This window comes from Methanobrevibacter sp. (genome assembly GCF_015062935.1).
Lineage (GTDB): Archaea > Methanobacteriota > Methanobacteria > Methanobacteriales > Methanobacteriaceae > Methanocatella.
Window position 1 is genome coordinate 1 of the sequence record NZ_SUTM01000009.1, and the last position, 17,530, is coordinate 17,530.

A 17,530-nucleotide genomic window follows, 5' to 3' on the forward strand; every position below is an offset into this window, starting at 1 on the left:
CGGCTCGAAAGTATTAACATTCCACTCAACAAAGAGTATGTTAAAAAATCGAGAATCCCCAACTTCTTAAAAGTTGGCGGAAGTTCAATTTTAACTAACTTAGTTCATTTAATCTCTTTTTAAACTCATCATTTCTTGAACAGTTACTTATAGCCTTTTTTAATAAGTCTTTTTCACTTTCAACATCACCTTGTTTTTGATAAATGCCTGCAAGAGCTTCATAAGCCTTTTGAGAATCAGGCAATGTGAAAATTACCTGTTTATACAATTCAATGGCTTTGTCCAAATTCCCCTTGTTTTCTTCATATTTGGCTTCGCTCATGAAATCTGTTATCTTTTTAAATTTACCGTCCTTTTTGGGTTTGGTTTTTCCTTCAACATTTTTTAACTTGTCAAAGATATCTGCTGCTGTTTTTTCGTCAAAATTTTCTCCGATTTTTCTTTCGTCTGCCATATAATCACCTTAAGGTAAAACTCCAAGCATCTTTAATGCCATGTATAATACCAATATTGAAAATACAATTTTCAGTTTCTTTTGAGGCACCTTATGAGCATATTTTGCACCAATTGACGCTAATGGGACTGAAAAACATGCTATTAATGCAAAGTTAATAATGCTCACATACCCTATCGAATATGGAAATGTGGAAACTCCCCATCCTGAAACGATGTAGGACAAGAATCCTCCGATTGCTGTTAAGCTTATGAATATGGAAGATGTTCCAATAGCTTCTATCATTGAAAAACCTAGAAGTGCGGTTAAAATGGCTATTAAGAATACGCCTCCACCAACGCCCAAAAGTCCTGATGAAAATCCCACTACCAGACCAATTATGCCTATTGAAATCATGTTGAAGGGAATTTTTGCATCTTCCCTTTCTTTATTGATATTGACTATATTGTTAACTGTTATAAACAGCAATAGGCATCCGAATATTATTTCCAAAATTCTTGACGGCAGCATTGATGCAACAAATCCTCCTAAAGCACTTCCAATTATTCCAAAAACTCCTAAACGAATTCCGGGTTGTATAATGTTATCCAATTTACGGGTGTGCCTGTAGGCTCCGCTAAGGGATGTTGGAATGATAATGGCCAAACTGGTACCCAATGAAATTAACATTGCCAAATCCGGTTCAACACCTATGTACTTTAATAAAAAGTATTGAAGTGGAACTATTAAAAATCCGCCTCCAACGCCTAAAAGTCCTGATGCGAACCCTGCACATATACCAATTAAGATTAATCCTATGAAATATTCTATTGGAAACATGACATCACTTATTTAAAGTATTAATATTAAAATATTGTTTATGAAAGTTAATAAAACTATCATAGTTGGATTAATATTTATTTTATTTGGAGGAATAATATTCCTAACCGATATTTTTAATCCAATTATTAGACCTTTAACATACACATTTTTAATGGGATCATCCAAAGGAAAAGACATCATGTTTTTTGGCCTTTTAGGATTGTTTTTAATACTTTCCCAATTATTTAAAAAGGATATCGATACCACAAAATACTTGAAAATATCAGTAGGTGTGGGTTCAGTTTTATTAATTTTGGGGATAGCTCTGGAAGTGATTTTTAGATTGCAAATGGGCATAAAGCTCAACACTGTTTTTTGCTCTATGACTAGCACAATGAGTTCCACAAGCATTTTACATACGCACCTGTTAAAGTCCATTTTAGGCGAAGCTTTAACTCAAATTATAGGACCTTTTATTCAAAGTGACATTAACACAGGTGTTGGCCTATATGCTTATGTTCCAAGTTTTGCATTTCTAATAATTTTGCTGATTCCGATATTGTTTATAACCATTGTTCTAGCTTCACAAAAACGCCCATGGCCAACAAACTTTTTGCTTGCATTCTTTTCAAGCTGTTTGATTATCGGAGCCATTGACGGAGGATTGTTTGGAACTCCTGCCATAGTTGGAATCCTGGGACTTTATTTGATTTACAGAGACGGTTATTATATTAACAATATAATCGGGAAACTCCTAAACGATGAAAATCTTTTAAAAGAAAATGAGCTAATACAACCTGTTTACAGAAACCGAGGATTTTCACAAAAAAGATTCCTATTCAATAGAGTTCTTATTGGGATTTTAATTTTTGCAGTAATATTTTTACGTCTCACCATAGCGTTTGCCGGTGCAGAACCTGATTATTACACAGTCAATGTCGCAAATCCTTCACAGGAAATTGATTTAGGAAACATCAACTCAGAAATAATCAAAATTGAAAACAGCACAGACAAGATTACTTATCACATTAACACTAGCTATAACGAAATGCAACTCATAAATGACTTGAAGGGTCCTCTGAATAACTCCTGCAAATATTACACAGTTTCATGGAATATTTACTCATATTTAGGGTTGTTTAAATGAAAAAGATATATCTAATTTTACCAATTCTTGCAGGACTGATGTTTGGATCAGGAGGAGTCTTTGTCAGAACATTGACACAAAACGGAATAGATTCATCCACACTTCTGTTTTTAAGATTTTCCATTGCAATCATTCCGCTTCTTCTGGCAATAATATTTACCGACAAGAAACTGTTTAAAATCCAATTAAAAGATATTCCATTGATTCTGGTATGTGCCATGTGTATTGTGGGACTTAACCTATGTTACAATGAATCAATGAATACAATTTCACTTTCACTTGCTGCAGTTCTACTATCCCTTGCACCGATTTATGTTTTGATTTTTGCATATGTTCTGTTTAGGGAAAAAATTACATCAAAAAAGATAATCTGCATTATATTTGCAATATTCGGATGTTTATTAATGACAGGAGTTCTGGAAAATGACATATCAAATATTCCTATACACGGCATTCTTTACGGTATTGGAGCCGGATTATTCTGGGCGGTTTATTTAATGGCCTCTAAAAAATCAATAGAACAAGGAAATCATACTTTCACAATACTGTTATACGCAATCATATTTATTTCAATAGCTTTAATACCATTCACACATTTTAACCAGATTTCAGGTTTCATATCCATTAATCCTACATTAACAATCATATTTTTAATTGTACATTCAACATTTTCATTTGCACTCCCATACATACTCTCAACAGTTAGCCTGAACTATTTGGATTCAGGAACATCCTCCATATTCATGTCAGGCTCAGAACCACTTGCGGCACTGATTTTTGGATTATTGATTTACAGTGAAATTCCAACAGTAATGATGTTATGCGGATTTGTTTTAACATTAATTGCAATGACCATCCTAAGCAAAAATTAAATCATGAAGTTGAAAGAGAGGTGCATTTCAACTGTAAACGGTTGTAAAATCAATATATTTGAAATAACCCCCAATAATAACTATTTATATGATTTAAAAATCCATACTTCTTCAATTAAAAAAATAAAAATTATAATGCAAATACTCAAAAAAACTGATAAAAATATTGAGTTACTCGGAAATACTTTTCATACAATAAATAACTAATATTGCTTAAAAATATAAAATGTAACTGATTATCAACATTTTATGAATAAACAATACATGATAATGCAAATATATGAAAATTATCAAAAATCCATTTGTCAAATAATTAAAAAAACATTTTTTAAAAAATCCAAAATTATATGAAAAATTTATTATTCTAGAAAAAAATTTTTTTCTAAACACTACCCCATTGAACTTAAAATTGAAAAAATAGCTTTTTTTACAAAAATTTATTACTTTAAAAAATAAATTTTAAAATATGATTATAAGCATTATCATACCTACCTACAATGAAGAGGAATACCTCCCTGTTTTATTGAACAGTATTGAAAAGCAAGATTTCACAGACTATGAAGTAATTGTAGCTGATGCCAACTCAACAGACAGAACCCGGGAGATTGCAAAAGAACACGGGTGCGTAGTCGTGGATGGAGGCCTTCCGGCAGTGGGTAGGAATAATGGTGCAAAGGTTGCAAAAGGGGACTATCTAATCTTCCTGGATTCCGATTTGGAACTCACTGAGGATTATTTAAGAGATGTTCTCTATGAATTCCGGATGGAAAGGCTTGGAATAGCAATTACACAGATGATTCCAATGTCAAATAAGATACAAGACAAAATATTTCACGATTTTGCCAATTATTTCATGATTAGCGTTGAAAAAATAAAACCTCATGGTGCAGGATGTTATGGAATCATTGCAAGAAAAGAATTACATGACAAATGCGGAGGTTTTGATGAATCTTTAACATTCGGTGAAGATACCGATTATATCGAAAGACTGGCCAAAGAGGAAAGGTTTAAAGTTTTAAGGAATGCTAAAATTGGAGTTTCAACCAGAAGACTTGAAGAAGAAGGAATCATGACATTAGCCAAACAATATGGAAAAAGTACTGTCAATGACTTTTTGGGAAAGAGAACTGATGCGGAAGATTTGAATTATAATTTCGGCCACAACCAGGAACAACTCACCACAACAGGATTCGAGAACCTTGAAAAACGTATGGATCAAGTAAATCAAATCAAAACAAGTTATGATAACTCCGTTGCAGCGTACAATAATACTAAAACCCGAATTAAATCAATGCATCGCAGAAGAACTAAAAAAGTTGTGTTTTACTGTGTCTGCGGTGAAGGAATGGGGCATGCAATAAGAACCGGAGTCATTGTTGACAGAATTAAAGACAAATATGACGTTTATCTATTTTCAAGTGACAGGGCTTATGAATATTTGAAATCAAAATTTGACAATGTTTATGAAATAGGCGGATTCAATACAGTTTACAGAAACAATAAGGTCAATAACCTTAAAACACTTTCAAATGCTTTGAAAAGAAACCCGACAAACATAAAAGTCGGATATGAAACTTTATATAAAAAAGCGGCACAGCTAAAACCTGATGTTATTGTAACTGATTTTGAAATATACGCAACAATGGTTTCAAAACTGAGAAACATTCCATTAATCAGCCTGGACAACATTCATATGATTACTCAAACCCAAATCGACTATCCCAAACATAAACTTGGTGAAATGCTTAAGGCAAAAGGAGTTATTAAAACTTATGTTGTTCGCCCAAAAATTCATATCCTGACCAGTTTCTTTTATCCAAAAGTAAGACCCGGAAAGAACGCCGTGATTTATCCTCCAATCATACGTGAAGATATCTTAAAATTAGAACCTAAAAACGGCGACCACATTATTGTATATCAAACAAGCAGAGAAAGTGAAAAATTGGTTAAACGACTTAAAAAGCTTAAAGATGAAAAATTTATTGTTTACGGATTTAACAGAAATGAAACTGATGGAAATTTAACTTTCAAACAGTTCAATGAAGATGAGTTCTATGATGATTTAGCATCTTCAAAAGCGGTTATATGTAACGGAGGATTTACTTTCATTTCCGAAGCAATACATCTTAAAAAACCTATTTATTCCGTTCCTGCAATTGGAAACTTTGAACAGATATTGAACGGATTTTATGTTCAAAAATTAGGTTATGGAGAATATCATGAAGTTATGAATGCTAAAAGAGTAGCTAACTTCTTAAAAAGACTTCCAGAATATGAAAAAAGGCTTGCAAAAGTTAAAAAGACAAACAATGATGGAATTGTTAATGAATTGATTTATAGAATTGAAAAATACTCAAAATTAAATTAAAAAAAGAAAATAAAAAGAGTGTTTATAAAGTTACACCCATTTCTAATTGTTCAGTTAATTCTTTGTATCTGTTACGAATAGTTACTTCAGTTACACCTGCAATATCTGCAACATCTCTTTGTGTTTTTCTCTCACCGAGTAAAACTGATGCAATGTATAATGCCGCTGCAGCAACACCAGTAGGACCTCTACCTGAAGTCAATCCTTTTTCCATTGCTTTTTCAATGATTTCAATAGCTTTAGATTGAGCTTCACCTGAAAGACCTAGTTCAGAAGCAAATCTTGGAACATAATCCACTGGTGAAGTTGGAGGTAATTTAATATTCAATTCACGAGTTAAGAATCTGTAAGTACGACCTACCTCTTTTTTAGTAACTCTTGACACTTCAGCGATTTCATCTAAAGTACGTGGCACATTACAACGTCTACATGCTGCATACAGTGATGCTGCAACTACTCCTTCAATACTTCTTCCTCTGATTAATTTATTATCAACTGCACTTCTGTAAACTACAGATGCAGCTTCCCTAACACTTCTTGGAAGACCTAATCTTGAGGAGTCACGGTCAAGTTCACTTAATGCAAACGCTAAGTTTCTTTCAGTTGCGCCGGAAATCCTGATTTTTCTTTGCCATTTCCTTAATCTGTACCATTGAGCCCTGTTTCTTGCAGGAATATCACGACCATAGATATCTTTATTTCTCCAATCAATCATTGTGGATAAACCTTTATCGTGAATGGTGTATGTAATTGGAGCTCCTACCCTTGTACGTTTATCTCTTTGTTCATGGTCAAATGCTCTCCATTCAGGACCCATATCAACAAGATTTTCATCAATAACTAATCCGCATCTTGCACATACTACTTCTGCCCTTTCATAGTCACCAATTAATTCAGTAGAACCACATTCAGGACATACGGTTTGTTTGTCTTGAGCATATTTATCATCTTGTGCATCAGCTGTTCTTGTTCTTCTGCGTCCTCTTTTTGGTATTTCATCTACTTTTTGTGTCGTGGTCTCATCCTCCTTTTTCTAGATTTTTTGGATTTTGGTTTCGATACAAATAGCTTTTCGCCACTATTCTTATTCAGTTCATTTCTATTTACTGATTTAAATAAGCGAATAGAAATATAGGGCTTTTTTGTTGGCCCGAATACATAGCCGACCTTACCAATTTTATTCTTTTTACTATCATAAACAATGGCACCTGGTGAAGGTGTTTTATCAGATCGTGCTATTAATTTTCCAGAGTTTGCCACGTGCAAACTATTTCCTAAAAATTTCATAAAATCAAACTTAAATTCAAATCTGTATCATTTATATAATTAGAAATAGGTTATATATAAACCTATCGATATATTTATATATAAATTTTAATATCTATATAAAGCTTTTTCTATTTGAGTCCAACGATTTCGGCTAATGTTTTACCACGATTTATATCCTCGATAATACCAGTTTCCTTAATTTTAACAAGCAGTACCTGAGCCATGACCTTTGAAAATAGTTCCTTTGGAATAATCACAATACCTGACTCATCACCGAAGAAAAAATCTCCGGGATTGATTTTTACGCCTTCAACATCAATTGGTTCATTTAAAGACCCCAAACCTAAAGCTGACCCTGCATTAGGACAGAAATTACTTGCAAAAATCGGATAATCCATATATAATAGAGCATCCAAATCCCTAGCAGATCCATAAATGACTGTAGCTTTAATTCCATTATCCCTAGCACAGCTGGATGCCAATTCTCCCCAAATAGCTTTTTCTTCACTATCTACTTTAAAAAATAAGATATCTCCATCTTGAGCGGAATCAATAGCTAATGCTGAAGTTCCCCAATCATCACATGCAGTCTCTGCAGTGAATATTTTTCCCCAAACCTTCTGATTGTTTATCGGTTTGATTTTTTGAATGGTACCTGGCCTTCTGTAGATGGCATTATATGCATCAGAAATCTGGCATGCAGATATATTTTCAAGTAATGACTGTAAATTTATAAATTCATCATAATTTTTTCCATTAAATTTTAAATCATCAATAGTCACATTTTCCAAGTTAATTTTTTCTACTTCAACACGTTTGTTTAAATTTTTATTTTTATTCAATATATCTTTTGGACTTATTGACATGAACTCACCAAATTTTTTCTAAATTGTATACTATTTTTAAACCTATAAATCATAGATAGATTTTCAATACAACATATTTTATATATTAGTTTATTCTAATTATTAATTGTAGTATTGAAAAATATACTTAAATTATTATATACTCATAGAGTTTATTACATACATCATTATTATAATTATCTATTAATTTAATCAAAAGACAGGAGAAAATCAATTATTAAGGCAAAATCAAGTTAAAAAATTTATAAATAAATATATAATACAATTAAATCGAAAAATTAGAAACCTTAATAGTAACACTCTCTTATGTATGAACTCTTTTTTAGTGTATAAAAGGTCTTAGACCAGTTGAACAAATTTATCGTATAATTTATGCAATTTTATTGCTAAAAATCATATTAATTTTTAGAAATACATAAATTATCCCGATTGAATTAAGCTTGGAGGCTTAAAAATGGGAAAAGGTGAAGAATTAACAACAACAAAATATTTAATCCATGCTCAAATTACAGCTAATGGAATTGTTGAAAAACCTGATGTTGTTGGTGCAGTATTCGGACAAACTGAAGGTTTGCTCAGCAATGATTTAGATTTAAGAGAGCTTCAACGTACTGGAAGAATTGGTAGAATTCAAGTTAATATCCATTCCAATAGTGGAAGAGCAAAAGGTGAAATTGTAATTCCATCCAGTTTAGATAGAGTTGAAACCGCCATTCTCGCAGCATCTTTAGAAACCATCAATCGTGTTGGACCTTGTGAAGCTGAAATCCAAACCTTAAAGGTTGAGGATGTAAGAGCTGTCAAAAGAGAACAAGTTGTCAACCGTGCAAAAGAAATTTACAAAAATATGGTTGAAAGCGTTGGTCCTGCAAGTATGAAAATGATTGAGGAAGTAAGAGAAGCAATGCGCGTTCATGAAATTTCTGAATATGGAGATGATCGCTTACCAGCAGGCCCTAGCATCCACACATCAGATGCAATCATTGTAGTAGAAGGCCGTAGCGATGTATTAAACTTACTCAAATACGGAATTAAAAATACTGTAGCTGTTGAAGGAGTTAGTGTGCCTCAATCCATTGGAGAACTAAGTAAAAAAAGAACAACCACCGCATTTGTTGACGGAGACAGAGGTGGAGAACTCATCTTAAAAGAACTTTTACAGATTGGAGAAGTTGATTACATCACAAGAGCTCCAAAAGGAAAAGAAGTTGAAGACCTGGAAAAAGATGAAGTTTTAGTTGCTCTAAGAGATAAAGTTCCAACAGCACAATTTTTAGCAAATCACAATATCCTTAACGAAAACAACAAAAGAGATAACAGAAGACAAGACAGACGCAACAAAAAACATCAGAAATATTCCCGCCAACAGCCACCTGTCGAAGAGCCTGTCATTGAAGATGATGAAATCACATTAATGAAAGACATGCTAAAAGAATTCGAAGGTACAGGAAGCGGAGCAATATTAGATGAAGCATTGAATATGACTAAAGAAGTTGAAGTAGAAGAAATCTATGAAGAAATCAAAAACATAGAAGGAAATGCTGATACTGTAATTTTTGATGGTGTAATCAGCCAAAGATTAGTGGACGTTGCATCACAAAAAGGAATTAAAAAATTAGTCGCATTTAACTCTGTCAACATTGTTAAAAAACCACAAAACATTCAACTAATTACTATTGATTAACTGAACTGTTTAGGTATAACAAAAAACTAAATAGTATTACGAACAAAGGAAAAATAGGATTCGGAAATTGGAGGTAGAAAATGAATATCAATATGGAAAATTATTACAGTACTAGAAAAAATGTATTTGAAAGAATACAGGATGCAAGTACTGCAACTAAATTACTCATGTCATTGATGATGGCATGTTTCACAGGTTTAATGGCTCAAATCATTATACCGCTCCCATGGACTCCAGTTCCTATAACTGCTCAAACATTTGCAGTATTATGTTCTGGTTTATTCTTAGGTAAAAAATACGGATGTTTAAGTCAAATCTTATATGTCGTTTTAGGTATTGCATTTGTTCCTTGGTTTGGAGGAATGACCGGAGGACTTGAAGTATTCTTAGGATCCACCGGAGGATTCCTTATAGGATTCATAATTGCATCATACTTTATAGGATATATAACTGAAAGATATGCAAAAGCACGTAACTTTACAAGAATGGCTGTTGTTATTGGAATTGCAAACTTTGCTCTCATCTACATACCAGGATTAGCTGGTCTCGCATTATGGATGAGCTACCAAGGCATGGCATTTAGTGTATTTGACCTATTGATGATGGGTCTTGTTCCATTCATTGTAGGGGACATTGTAAAAATATTAGGTGCTGCATCAGTATCTAAAGTATTTTTACCAAAAGACTAAAAAAAGGTTTTTTTAACCTTTTCTTTTTTTTATTTTTAGATTTTTATGAAACTTGTTTTAAGAGGACATCACCTGTTATGCCTCAAGGGCTTTCAAGGATACGGATACAGTGAAGATTTTGTTAAAAACATGATTGAAGTCAATGCTAAAAGAAAATCTGAAAACACAATTATATCCCTTACAGATTCACCTGATGACATCTGCAAAGCCTGTCCTAATTTGAATAACGATCTTTGCGAAAACCAAACCCAAAATAAACGAATTGTTGAAATGGACAGAAAAGTGTTAAAAAAATTAAACTCATCAGAAGATTTTAATGCTCTGGAATTATTTGAAAAAATTGACACTATTTTTAATACGAAAGAAAGCGTTTCTAAAATCTGTTTTAATTGTTCATGGCATGATAAATGCTTATTTTATCAAAATTTATGATTTAACCGATAGCTTTAAATACTATATAATTAATACATTATATTGTTGTATATCTACAACAAAATATAGTCCCGTAGGGTAGTGGTAATCCTTCTAGGCTTTGGACCCGGAGACGGCGGTTCGACTCCGCTCGGGACTATTTTTAAATTAACTATTTTTACTGATTTTTTATGGAAAAGCTTTTACTTATTGGTATTGATACAAGAAGTATGCTTAACAGTGCATTACAATTAAATTATGATGTTTATTCAAGCAGCTATTTTTCAACTTCAGACACACCACAAATCAAAAATCAAAAGATTATTCTTAATGAAAGTGAAAATGAAAGTTGTGGAAATTTCGATGATCAGTTTGACGGAAAAACATTAATTGACATCTCAAGAGATTTTATTGATGAAGTGGATTATATCATACCTATATCAGGAGTTTCACCCAGTGATTTCAAAAAGTCAGATTCCAGAAAGATTTTAGGAAACCGTGATGTTAAAGACATCGAAAACAAGTTCCGGTTTTATGAAAAAATTAAAGATGATTTTTTAACTCCTAAGACTTTTAGTATAAATGATATAGATGAAGCTATTGAAATAAGTAAAAATTATGATGAAAGTCGATTTATTTTAAAACCCGCACAAGGAAGTGGAGGGTATGACATAAATCTTTTAAATAATAATACTGATATTCAAATAAACAAAGGCGAATTTATTTTACAGGAATACGTTGAAGGAATAAGTCTAAGTTCATCAGTACTTTCAACAAATATGAACGTGAAAACAGCAGTCAACACAAGATTACTGACTGAAAACGATTTTGGAATAAAAAACAGTTTCATATATATTGGAAACATCCTGCCATTGACTTGCAAGTCCATAATGGCTGACGTTAATGACGTGGACAGTATAAACAATACAATGAACAAAACTTCCGAAAATCTGATACGTAAATTCAATTTAATAGGATCCAATGGTGTTGACTATATTCATAATGAAAACGGGTTATATGTAATTGAAATCAACCCAAGACTGCAGGGCACTTTTGAATGTGTTGAAATGTCACTTGGAATAAACATGCTATATGCACACATCAGGGCATGTCAGGGCGAACTTATTGAAATTCCAGAGCCTAAATTATATTCATATAAAAAAATTATTTATTCCCCAACACGAATGAAATATCAAAAAATAGATTTGGACAACATATATGACCTTCCCCACATAGGATCAATTACCGAAAAATCAGAACCATTGCTTACAATAATTGACTGTGATGAAGATTTTGAAAAATTATATGAAAAAGTAGAATCATCCAGTAAAAAAGTAAATAGAGAGTCTATAAGATACCAACTAGATGCATAATAAACAATATTACTCCAATTGTTATCATAATAGTAGTTAAAATCATTGCACGAGTAATCCAGATAAATACTTTCGCCTTATTATCAGGGTCTTTCATATATTGGTCAATTGGATTTCTTTTCATTTTTACACCATTTTCTGTAAATTTCTAGAAAATAAAATTTTTACAGTAACTCAATATTAAAAACTTTTTTTAAAAATAAACACTTAAAAATTTCTTGATTAAAAAAATAATAAAAAATAGAAGAAAATGAGAAGAATTAAGAAAAATTTAAGCTTCATCATTTTCAGCTGCAGCAGCAGCCGCAGCAGCTTTTTCATTTTTCTCAATAGTAGATCTAATCATTTTCAATCTAACGAAGTTTTCCCTTTCCATTTCTTGGAGTCTCATATCAATATACTTTTCAGTATTTTGGAATCTTGGAATCATAATATGTTCCAAAGCATTTACTCTACGTTTAGTAGCTTCGATTTCTTCAGCGAGGAGGAAAATAGTTTTTTCCACTTCACCCAGTTCGATTAAGTACTTAATAGATTCCTCATATTTCTTTGCAGCTTCGTCTAATTGAATGGTAGTGTCAGCGAAACCGTAACCCCTATCAATAATGGATCTTTTTTCCATTTTGACATCAGTTACAGGTACTGCTACTCCCATAACACTTCTTGAAGTAATATCAACATCAATGGATTCTTTAACAGATAATGCTGCTTTTCTAACAGCCAAATCACCCATTGCGATTTGAGCTTCAATTAATGCATCGTTTGCTTCTTTTAGACTTTTTTCTGCGTTTTCACGAATACCTTTGACACGATCCAAGATATCAAAAAACTCTTTAATTAATGCATCCCTTTTTTCTTTGAGTAAACCATGCCCTTTTACAGCAAGTTTAGTCCTGTTTTTAAGGGATAATAATTCCATACGAGTTGGATTAATTCCATCTATAATATCTTGTGCCATTTAATCACCTACATTACTGTAATGAGATTAGTCATCTTTTGGAAGGTATTGTTCAACAAATTCTTCTTTAACCCTTTTGAGTTCGGATTTAGGTAAGATTTTAAGTAAACTCCAACCAAGGTCTAATGTTTCGAAGATTGTTCTGTCTTCATCTTTACTTTGGGTAATGAATTGGTCTTCAAATGCTTGAGCAAATTCTAAGAATTTTTGATCCCTTTCAGTAAGTGCTTCTTCCCCTACAACCGCAACGAGGTCTCTTAATTCACGACCTTCAGCATATGCGGAATAAAGCTGGTCAGATACACCACTGTGGTCATCCCTAGTTTTGTCTCCACCGATACCACCACTCATCAAACGAGAAAGTGAAGGAAGTACGTCTACAGGAGGGTAAATACCTTTACGGGAAATTTCCCTACTTAATACAATTTGTCCTTCAGTAATATAACCGGTTAAGTCCGGAATTGGGTGAGTAATATCGTCTTGAGGCATAACTAAGATAGGCATTTGAGTAATAGAACCTTCTTTACCGTCGATACGTCCTGCTCTTTCATAGATACCTGCAAGGTCAGTGTACATGTAACCAGGGTAACCTCTTCTTCCAGGTACTTCTTCTCTTGCTGCGGAAATTTCCCTTAAAGCTTCACAGTAGTTAGTCATATCTGTTAAGATAACTAATACTTGCATACCTAAGGTAAATGCATAATATTCAGCAGTAGTCAAAGCCATTTTTGGAGTTAAGATTCTTTCAATAGCAGGGTCATCTGCTAAGTTCATGAATACTGTTAATTTTTCTAATGCTCCAGTACGTTCGAAGTCTCTCATAAAGAAGTTTGCTTCTTCGTTGGTAATACCCATAGCTGCGAAAATTACTGCGAACTCGTCGTCAGCACCCAATACTTTAGCTTGTCTTGCAATTTGTACAGCTAAATCGTTGTGAGGTAAACCTGATCCTGAGAAAATAGGAAGTTTTTGTCCTCTTACTAATGTGTTCATTCCGTCAATGGTAGAGATACCAGTTTGAATAAATTCTTCTGGGAATTCACGGGATGCAGGGTTCATTGGTGCCCCGTTAATATCTAATTCTTCATCAGGAATAATTTCAGGTCCGCCGTCAATAGGTTTACCGATACCGTTAAAGATACGTCCCATCATGTCTCTGGATACACCGATTTTTGCGGTTTGACCAGTGAATCTGGTTTTTGTATCTTTAGTGTTTAAATCATTAGTTCCTTCGAAAACTTGAATAACAGCAACATCTTTAGTTACTTCTAGAACTTGTCCACTTCTTTTTTCACCAGTAGGTGTTTCAATATCTACAATTTCATTGTAACCAACGCCTTCTACTCCTTCAACAACCATTAAAGGACCTGAGACTTCAGATACAGTAGTATATTCTCTAGTTTTAATATTTGTATTCATTTTTAAGCCTCACTGCATTGTTTAGTAATTGCTGCTTGAATATCTGCAATTTTTGCATCAAATTCTTCTTGTGGTATGTATTTCATTTTACCGATTTCTTCTTTAACAGGTAATGCTACAATGTTTGCAATTGGAGCTCCTCTGTTAACAGCTGCAAGAGATTCTTTGTAGAATAATAAAATGGTTTTTAACATTTTGTACTGTTTATCAGGTGCACAGTATGTATCTACATCGTCAAATGCATTTTGTTGTAAGAAATCTTCTCTTAACATACGAGTAGTTTCTAAAGTAGCTTGGTCAGTTTCAGGTAATGCATCAGGACCAACTAATTGTACAATTTCTTGTAACTCAGATTCTTTTTGTAATAAACTCATAGCTTGGTCACGAGTTGCTCTCCAATCTGCTGCTACGTTTTCAGCCCACCAGCCTTCAATACTGTCTACGTATAAGGAATAACTTTGTAACCAGTCAATTGAAGGGAAGTGACGTTTATCCGCAAGGGATGCATCTAATGCCCAGAACACTTTACAGATACGTAATGTGTTTTGAGTAACAGGTTCGGACAAGTCCCCACCAGGAGGGGATACTGCACCAACTACAGAAATGGATGCAATGTGTGGTTCTGAACCAATAGTTTCTACTCTTCCTGCTCTTTCATAGAATTGAGCTAATCTGGATGCTAAGTATGCTGGGTAACCTTCTTCCCCAGGCATTTCTTCTAATCTTCCAGAAATTTCCCTCATAGCTTCAGCCCATCTTGAGGTTGAATCTGCCATAAGTGCAACGTCGTAACCTTGGTCACGGTAATATTCTGCAATAGTAATTCCAGTATATACACATGCTTCACGAGCCGCTACCGGCATGTTTGAGGTGTTTGCAATAAGAACTGTCCTGTCCATCAATGGGTTACCAGTTTTAGGGTCGTCAAGGAATGGGAATTCAGTAAGTACTTCAGTCATTTCGTTACCACGTTCTCCACATCCAATATATACAACGATGTCTGCGTCTGCCCATTTAGCTAATTGTTGTTGTGTAACAGTTTTACCTGATCCGAATGGTCCAGGGATAGCTGCTGCCCCACCTTTAGCTACAGAGAAGAAAGTATCTTGTGCTCTTTGACCAGTTACTAAAGGTACATCAGGGTCTAATTTTCTAACATAAGGACGGCTTCTTTTTACAGGCCATTTTTGGAGCATTTGAACTTTTTCGCCACCAACAGTAGCAATGTCTTCTAATACAGTGTAATCTCCTTCAGCTGCAATTTCGGTAACTTCACCTTCAAGAGCTGGAGGAACCATAATTTTGTGTAAAACTGCGGTAGTTTCTTGTACTTCACCAAGTACGTCTCCACCTTTTAAAACATCACCGACTTTAGCTACAGGTTTGAAAGTCCATTTTTTCTCTTTGTTAACTGAGTCTACATCAATACCTCTTGCAATGAAATCACCAGATTCTTCTCTGATGATTCTTAAAGGTCTTTGAATACCGTCAAAAATAGAACTCATTACACCAGGACCGAGTTCTACGGATAATGCTCCACCAGTACATTCAACTACTTCACCCGGTTGGATACCGGCTGTTTCTTCATATACTTGGATAGTTGCGGTGTCACCTTCAAGCTCAATGATTTCCCCGATAAGCTTCTCGTCACCTACCCTAACCATCTCAAGCATCTGAGCCCCTCTCATACCATCTGCGACAATAACAGGCCCAGCAATCTTAATAATATTTCCTTCAATAATCATTTAACCATCTCTACCCCGATAACTCTTTTAATAAGGTCATTTATTTGATCAGAGGATCCTTCAGAGGAGCCATCTTTATCAGGTATTTCAATTATCATAGGTAAAACATCAGAACCAATTTTTCTGTTCATATATTCCCTAATTTCATTTGCCATTACTTGAGTAATAATGATAATTGAAACTTCGTCTTGTAAAAATTTATCAAAAGCTGCAATAGCTTCTTCAGAAGTGTTAGCAACTTCTGCTTTTTTGACACCACCTAACCTAAATCCTGAAACAGTGTCAATATCACCAATAACTGCTACTGAACTCATATTAACATCTCCATGATTTTATCATTAGGGAAGTCAGCTTCTCTTTTAGCTCTTGCAATAATTTTTAAATTTTTAATTTCATTTTCTTTTTGACTTAAATAACCAATAATTGGACCAATTCCTAATGGTTTTTTAGATGCTAAAGATTTTGAATAATCTGAAGTGTACATGTCCAATGCTTTTTCAAATACAGCAACTGAACCAGTTTCATTGTAAACTGGCATTACTTCAGTTAATGCACCAGCATATTTTGTTCCTTCAAGTCCAGACACTACATTTGTAACATCAGGAGATTCCATTAAATCTTTAAGTTTCCATTCACGTAATTGGTATCCTTCTTCTAATATATAAGGAGAGATTGCGTCATAATCAAGGCCATCTTCTTTTGCCCTTATAATTAGTTTAAGATTAGCTACATCAACTTGAGTTCCAACATAAGAATATAAAATTTGTTTATTTTCATCAGAAGGAACATCTGTAGAACGTAATAATTTGCCCAAATAATATTTATCTAACGCAGATTCTAAAGGAAGAATCATGTTAGTAGATTCATACTGTGGAAGAGCATCTTCTAAAGCTGCAGCATATTCAGTGCCGTCTAAACTTGTGATTACATCAGTTACACTACCAGCATCAGCTAAAGATTCTAAATCTCCATATAATGATCCGCAAGGAATTAATAATTCTTTTGTTTCCTCTGCTGAGAGGCCAACTTCTTTAGCGGTTAAAAGACTTTTAATGTTGTCGATGTCTGCTTTTTTAGACATTACAACAAATGGATCTTTGATATCTTTAGGAGCTAATCTTGCAACGAAGTCATAAGTGTTAGCACGTTCTACGTCTAATGCTTTATCAAGTGGATAGTCATCCAAAACATCAGCGTATTCAGGCATACCTTTAAGATAATTTTCAACTTCTTCAACATTGTTGGTTTCAACAAGTTCAGAAATTTGTTTATCATTAAATAATCTTCCTTTTCTAGCTCTTACTCTTGCACTTGGGTTAAGATAAGGATAAATGTCCAAAATTGGTCTGGATGTAATGATTACAACTACTGCACCAACAACAAGTATTGCGATTACACAGAATACCAAAAAGGTTTCTGTTGTAAGGCCTAATGAACTTATTACGGTAGCAATTCCATCTGCCATATATTTATC

General features: G+C 33.6%; 18 protein-coding genes and 1 tRNA gene. 9 read left to right on the forward strand and 10 right to left on the reverse strand.

Annotated elements, in window-relative coordinates:
- Positions 1-94: 94 nt before the first annotated feature.
- Both E7Z81_RS05435 and E7Z81_RS05440 read right to left on the reverse strand, forming a co-directional pair.
- Entirely contained in the window at positions 95-454 is a 360-nt protein-coding gene (locus E7Z81_RS05435) for a hypothetical protein (protein WP_292745115.1), read from the reverse strand.
- Positions 455-463: 9 nt separating this feature from the next.
- Positions 464-1,273, reverse strand: coding sequence for a sulfite exporter TauE/SafE family protein (locus E7Z81_RS05440; protein ID WP_292745116.1), 810 nt, complete (start codon positions 1,271-1,273; stop codon positions 464-466).
- Positions 1,274-1,313: 40 nt separating this feature from the next.
- Here E7Z81_RS05440 and E7Z81_RS05445 point away from each other — a divergent pair, with 40 nt between their 5' ends.
- The 4 genes from E7Z81_RS05445 to E7Z81_RS05460 all read left to right on the forward strand — a co-directional run bounded on the left by E7Z81_RS05445 (position 1,314) and on the right by E7Z81_RS05460 (position 5,642).
- Positions 1,314-2,402, forward strand: coding sequence for a hypothetical protein (locus E7Z81_RS05445; RefSeq protein WP_292745117.1), 1,089 nt, complete (start codon positions 1,314-1,316; stop codon positions 2,400-2,402).
- Positions 2,399-3,274, forward strand: coding sequence for a DMT family transporter (locus E7Z81_RS05450; RefSeq protein WP_292745118.1), 876 nt, complete (start codon positions 2,399-2,401; stop codon positions 3,272-3,274). Before E7Z81_RS05445 ends, E7Z81_RS05450 begins: the two co-directional genes overlap by 4 nt.
- Before the next feature lie 3 nt (positions 3,275-3,277).
- Entirely contained in the window at positions 3,278-3,481 is a 204-nt protein-coding gene (locus tag E7Z81_RS05455; protein WP_292745119.1) for a hypothetical protein, read from the forward strand.
- 259 nt (positions 3,482-3,740) lie between these two features.
- Positions 3,741-5,642, forward strand: a complete 1,902-nt coding sequence (locus E7Z81_RS05460; RefSeq protein ID WP_292745120.1) for an MJ1255/VC2487 family glycosyltransferase — start codon at positions 3,741-3,743, stop codon at positions 5,640-5,642.
- Between the two features lie 22 nt (positions 5,643-5,664).
- Here E7Z81_RS05460 and E7Z81_RS05465 read toward each other — a convergent pair whose 3' ends face one another.
- The 3 genes from E7Z81_RS05465 to E7Z81_RS05475 all read right to left on the reverse strand — a co-directional run bounded on the left by E7Z81_RS05465 (position 5,665) and on the right by E7Z81_RS05475 (position 7,777).
- Complete coding sequence (locus E7Z81_RS05465; protein ID WP_231483690.1) at positions 5,665-6,531, reverse strand: transcription initiation factor IIB; 867 nt, start codon at positions 6,529-6,531, stop codon at positions 5,665-5,667.
- Positions 6,532-6,641: 110 nt separating this feature from the next.
- Positions 6,642-6,929 carry a Gar1/Naf1 family protein gene (locus E7Z81_RS05470; RefSeq protein ID WP_292745122.1) on the reverse strand — a complete coding sequence of 96 codons (288 nt, stop codon included), beginning with the start codon at positions 6,927-6,929 and terminating at the stop codon, positions 6,642-6,644.
- Between the two features lie 110 nt (positions 6,930-7,039).
- Entirely contained in the window at positions 7,040-7,777 is a 738-nt protein-coding gene (locus E7Z81_RS05475) for an RraA family protein (RefSeq protein WP_292745124.1), read from the reverse strand.
- Positions 7,778-8,231: 454 nt separating this feature from the next.
- Between E7Z81_RS05475 and dnaG the strand changes: the two genes are divergently transcribed.
- The 5 genes from dnaG to E7Z81_RS05500 all read left to right on the forward strand — a co-directional run bounded on the left by dnaG (position 8,232) and on the right by E7Z81_RS05500 (position 11,934).
- Positions 8,232-9,461, forward strand: coding sequence for a DNA primase DnaG (dnaG, locus tag E7Z81_RS05480; protein ID WP_292745126.1), 1,230 nt, complete (start codon positions 8,232-8,234; stop codon positions 9,459-9,461).
- A gap of 86 nt (positions 9,462-9,547) precedes the next feature.
- A complete protein-coding gene (locus E7Z81_RS05485) occupies positions 9,548-10,150 on the forward strand; it encodes a biotin transporter BioY (protein ID WP_292745327.1) in 603 nt (200 codons plus the stop codon).
- A gap of 45 nt (positions 10,151-10,195) precedes the next feature.
- Positions 10,196-10,582 (forward strand): DUF1284 domain-containing protein, encoded by a 387-nt coding sequence (locus E7Z81_RS05490; protein ID WP_292745128.1) that lies wholly within the window; start codon positions 10,196-10,198, stop codon positions 10,580-10,582.
- A 67-nt stretch (positions 10,583-10,649) separates the two neighbouring features.
- Positions 10,650-10,721 (forward strand) — tRNA-Gln (locus E7Z81_RS05495).
- A 31-nt stretch (positions 10,722-10,752) separates the two neighbouring features.
- Complete coding sequence (locus tag E7Z81_RS05500) at positions 10,753-11,934, forward strand: ATP-grasp domain-containing protein (protein WP_292745130.1); 1,182 nt, start codon at positions 10,753-10,755, stop codon at positions 11,932-11,934.
- A 271-nt stretch (positions 11,935-12,205) separates the two neighbouring features.
- On the opposite strand, the gene E7Z81_RS05505 is transcribed toward E7Z81_RS05500, so the two are convergent.
- From E7Z81_RS05505 to E7Z81_RS05525, 5 genes are read right to left on the reverse strand one after another with little or no spacing between them, the layout of a single operon-like run.
- Complete coding sequence (locus tag E7Z81_RS05505; protein WP_292745133.1) at positions 12,206-12,892, reverse strand: V-type ATP synthase subunit D; 687 nt, start codon at positions 12,890-12,892, stop codon at positions 12,206-12,208.
- Between the two features lie 27 nt (positions 12,893-12,919).
- The gene (locus E7Z81_RS05510; protein ID WP_292745135.1) at positions 12,920-14,311 is read right to left on the reverse strand and encodes a V-type ATP synthase subunit B; all 1,392 of its coding nucleotides are present in this window, start codon (positions 14,309-14,311) and stop codon (positions 12,920-12,922) included.
- Between the two features lie 2 nt (positions 14,312-14,313).
- Positions 14,314-16,056: an ATP synthase subunit A gene (locus tag E7Z81_RS05515; protein ID WP_292745137.1), complete on the reverse strand. Its 1,743-nt coding sequence runs from the start codon at positions 16,054-16,056 to the stop codon at positions 14,314-14,316.
- On the reverse strand, positions 16,053-16,370 hold the full coding sequence (locus tag E7Z81_RS05520) for a V-type ATP synthase subunit F (RefSeq protein WP_292745139.1): 318 nt from the start codon (positions 16,368-16,370) through the stop codon (positions 16,053-16,055). The genes E7Z81_RS05515 and E7Z81_RS05520 overlap by 4 nt, the downstream gene beginning before the upstream one ends.
- Entirely contained in the window at positions 16,367-17,521 is a 1,155-nt protein-coding gene (locus tag E7Z81_RS05525) for a V-type ATP synthase subunit C (RefSeq protein ID WP_292745141.1), read from the reverse strand. Before E7Z81_RS05525 ends, E7Z81_RS05520 begins: the two co-directional genes overlap by 4 nt.
- Positions 17,522-17,530: the final 9 nt, after the last annotated feature.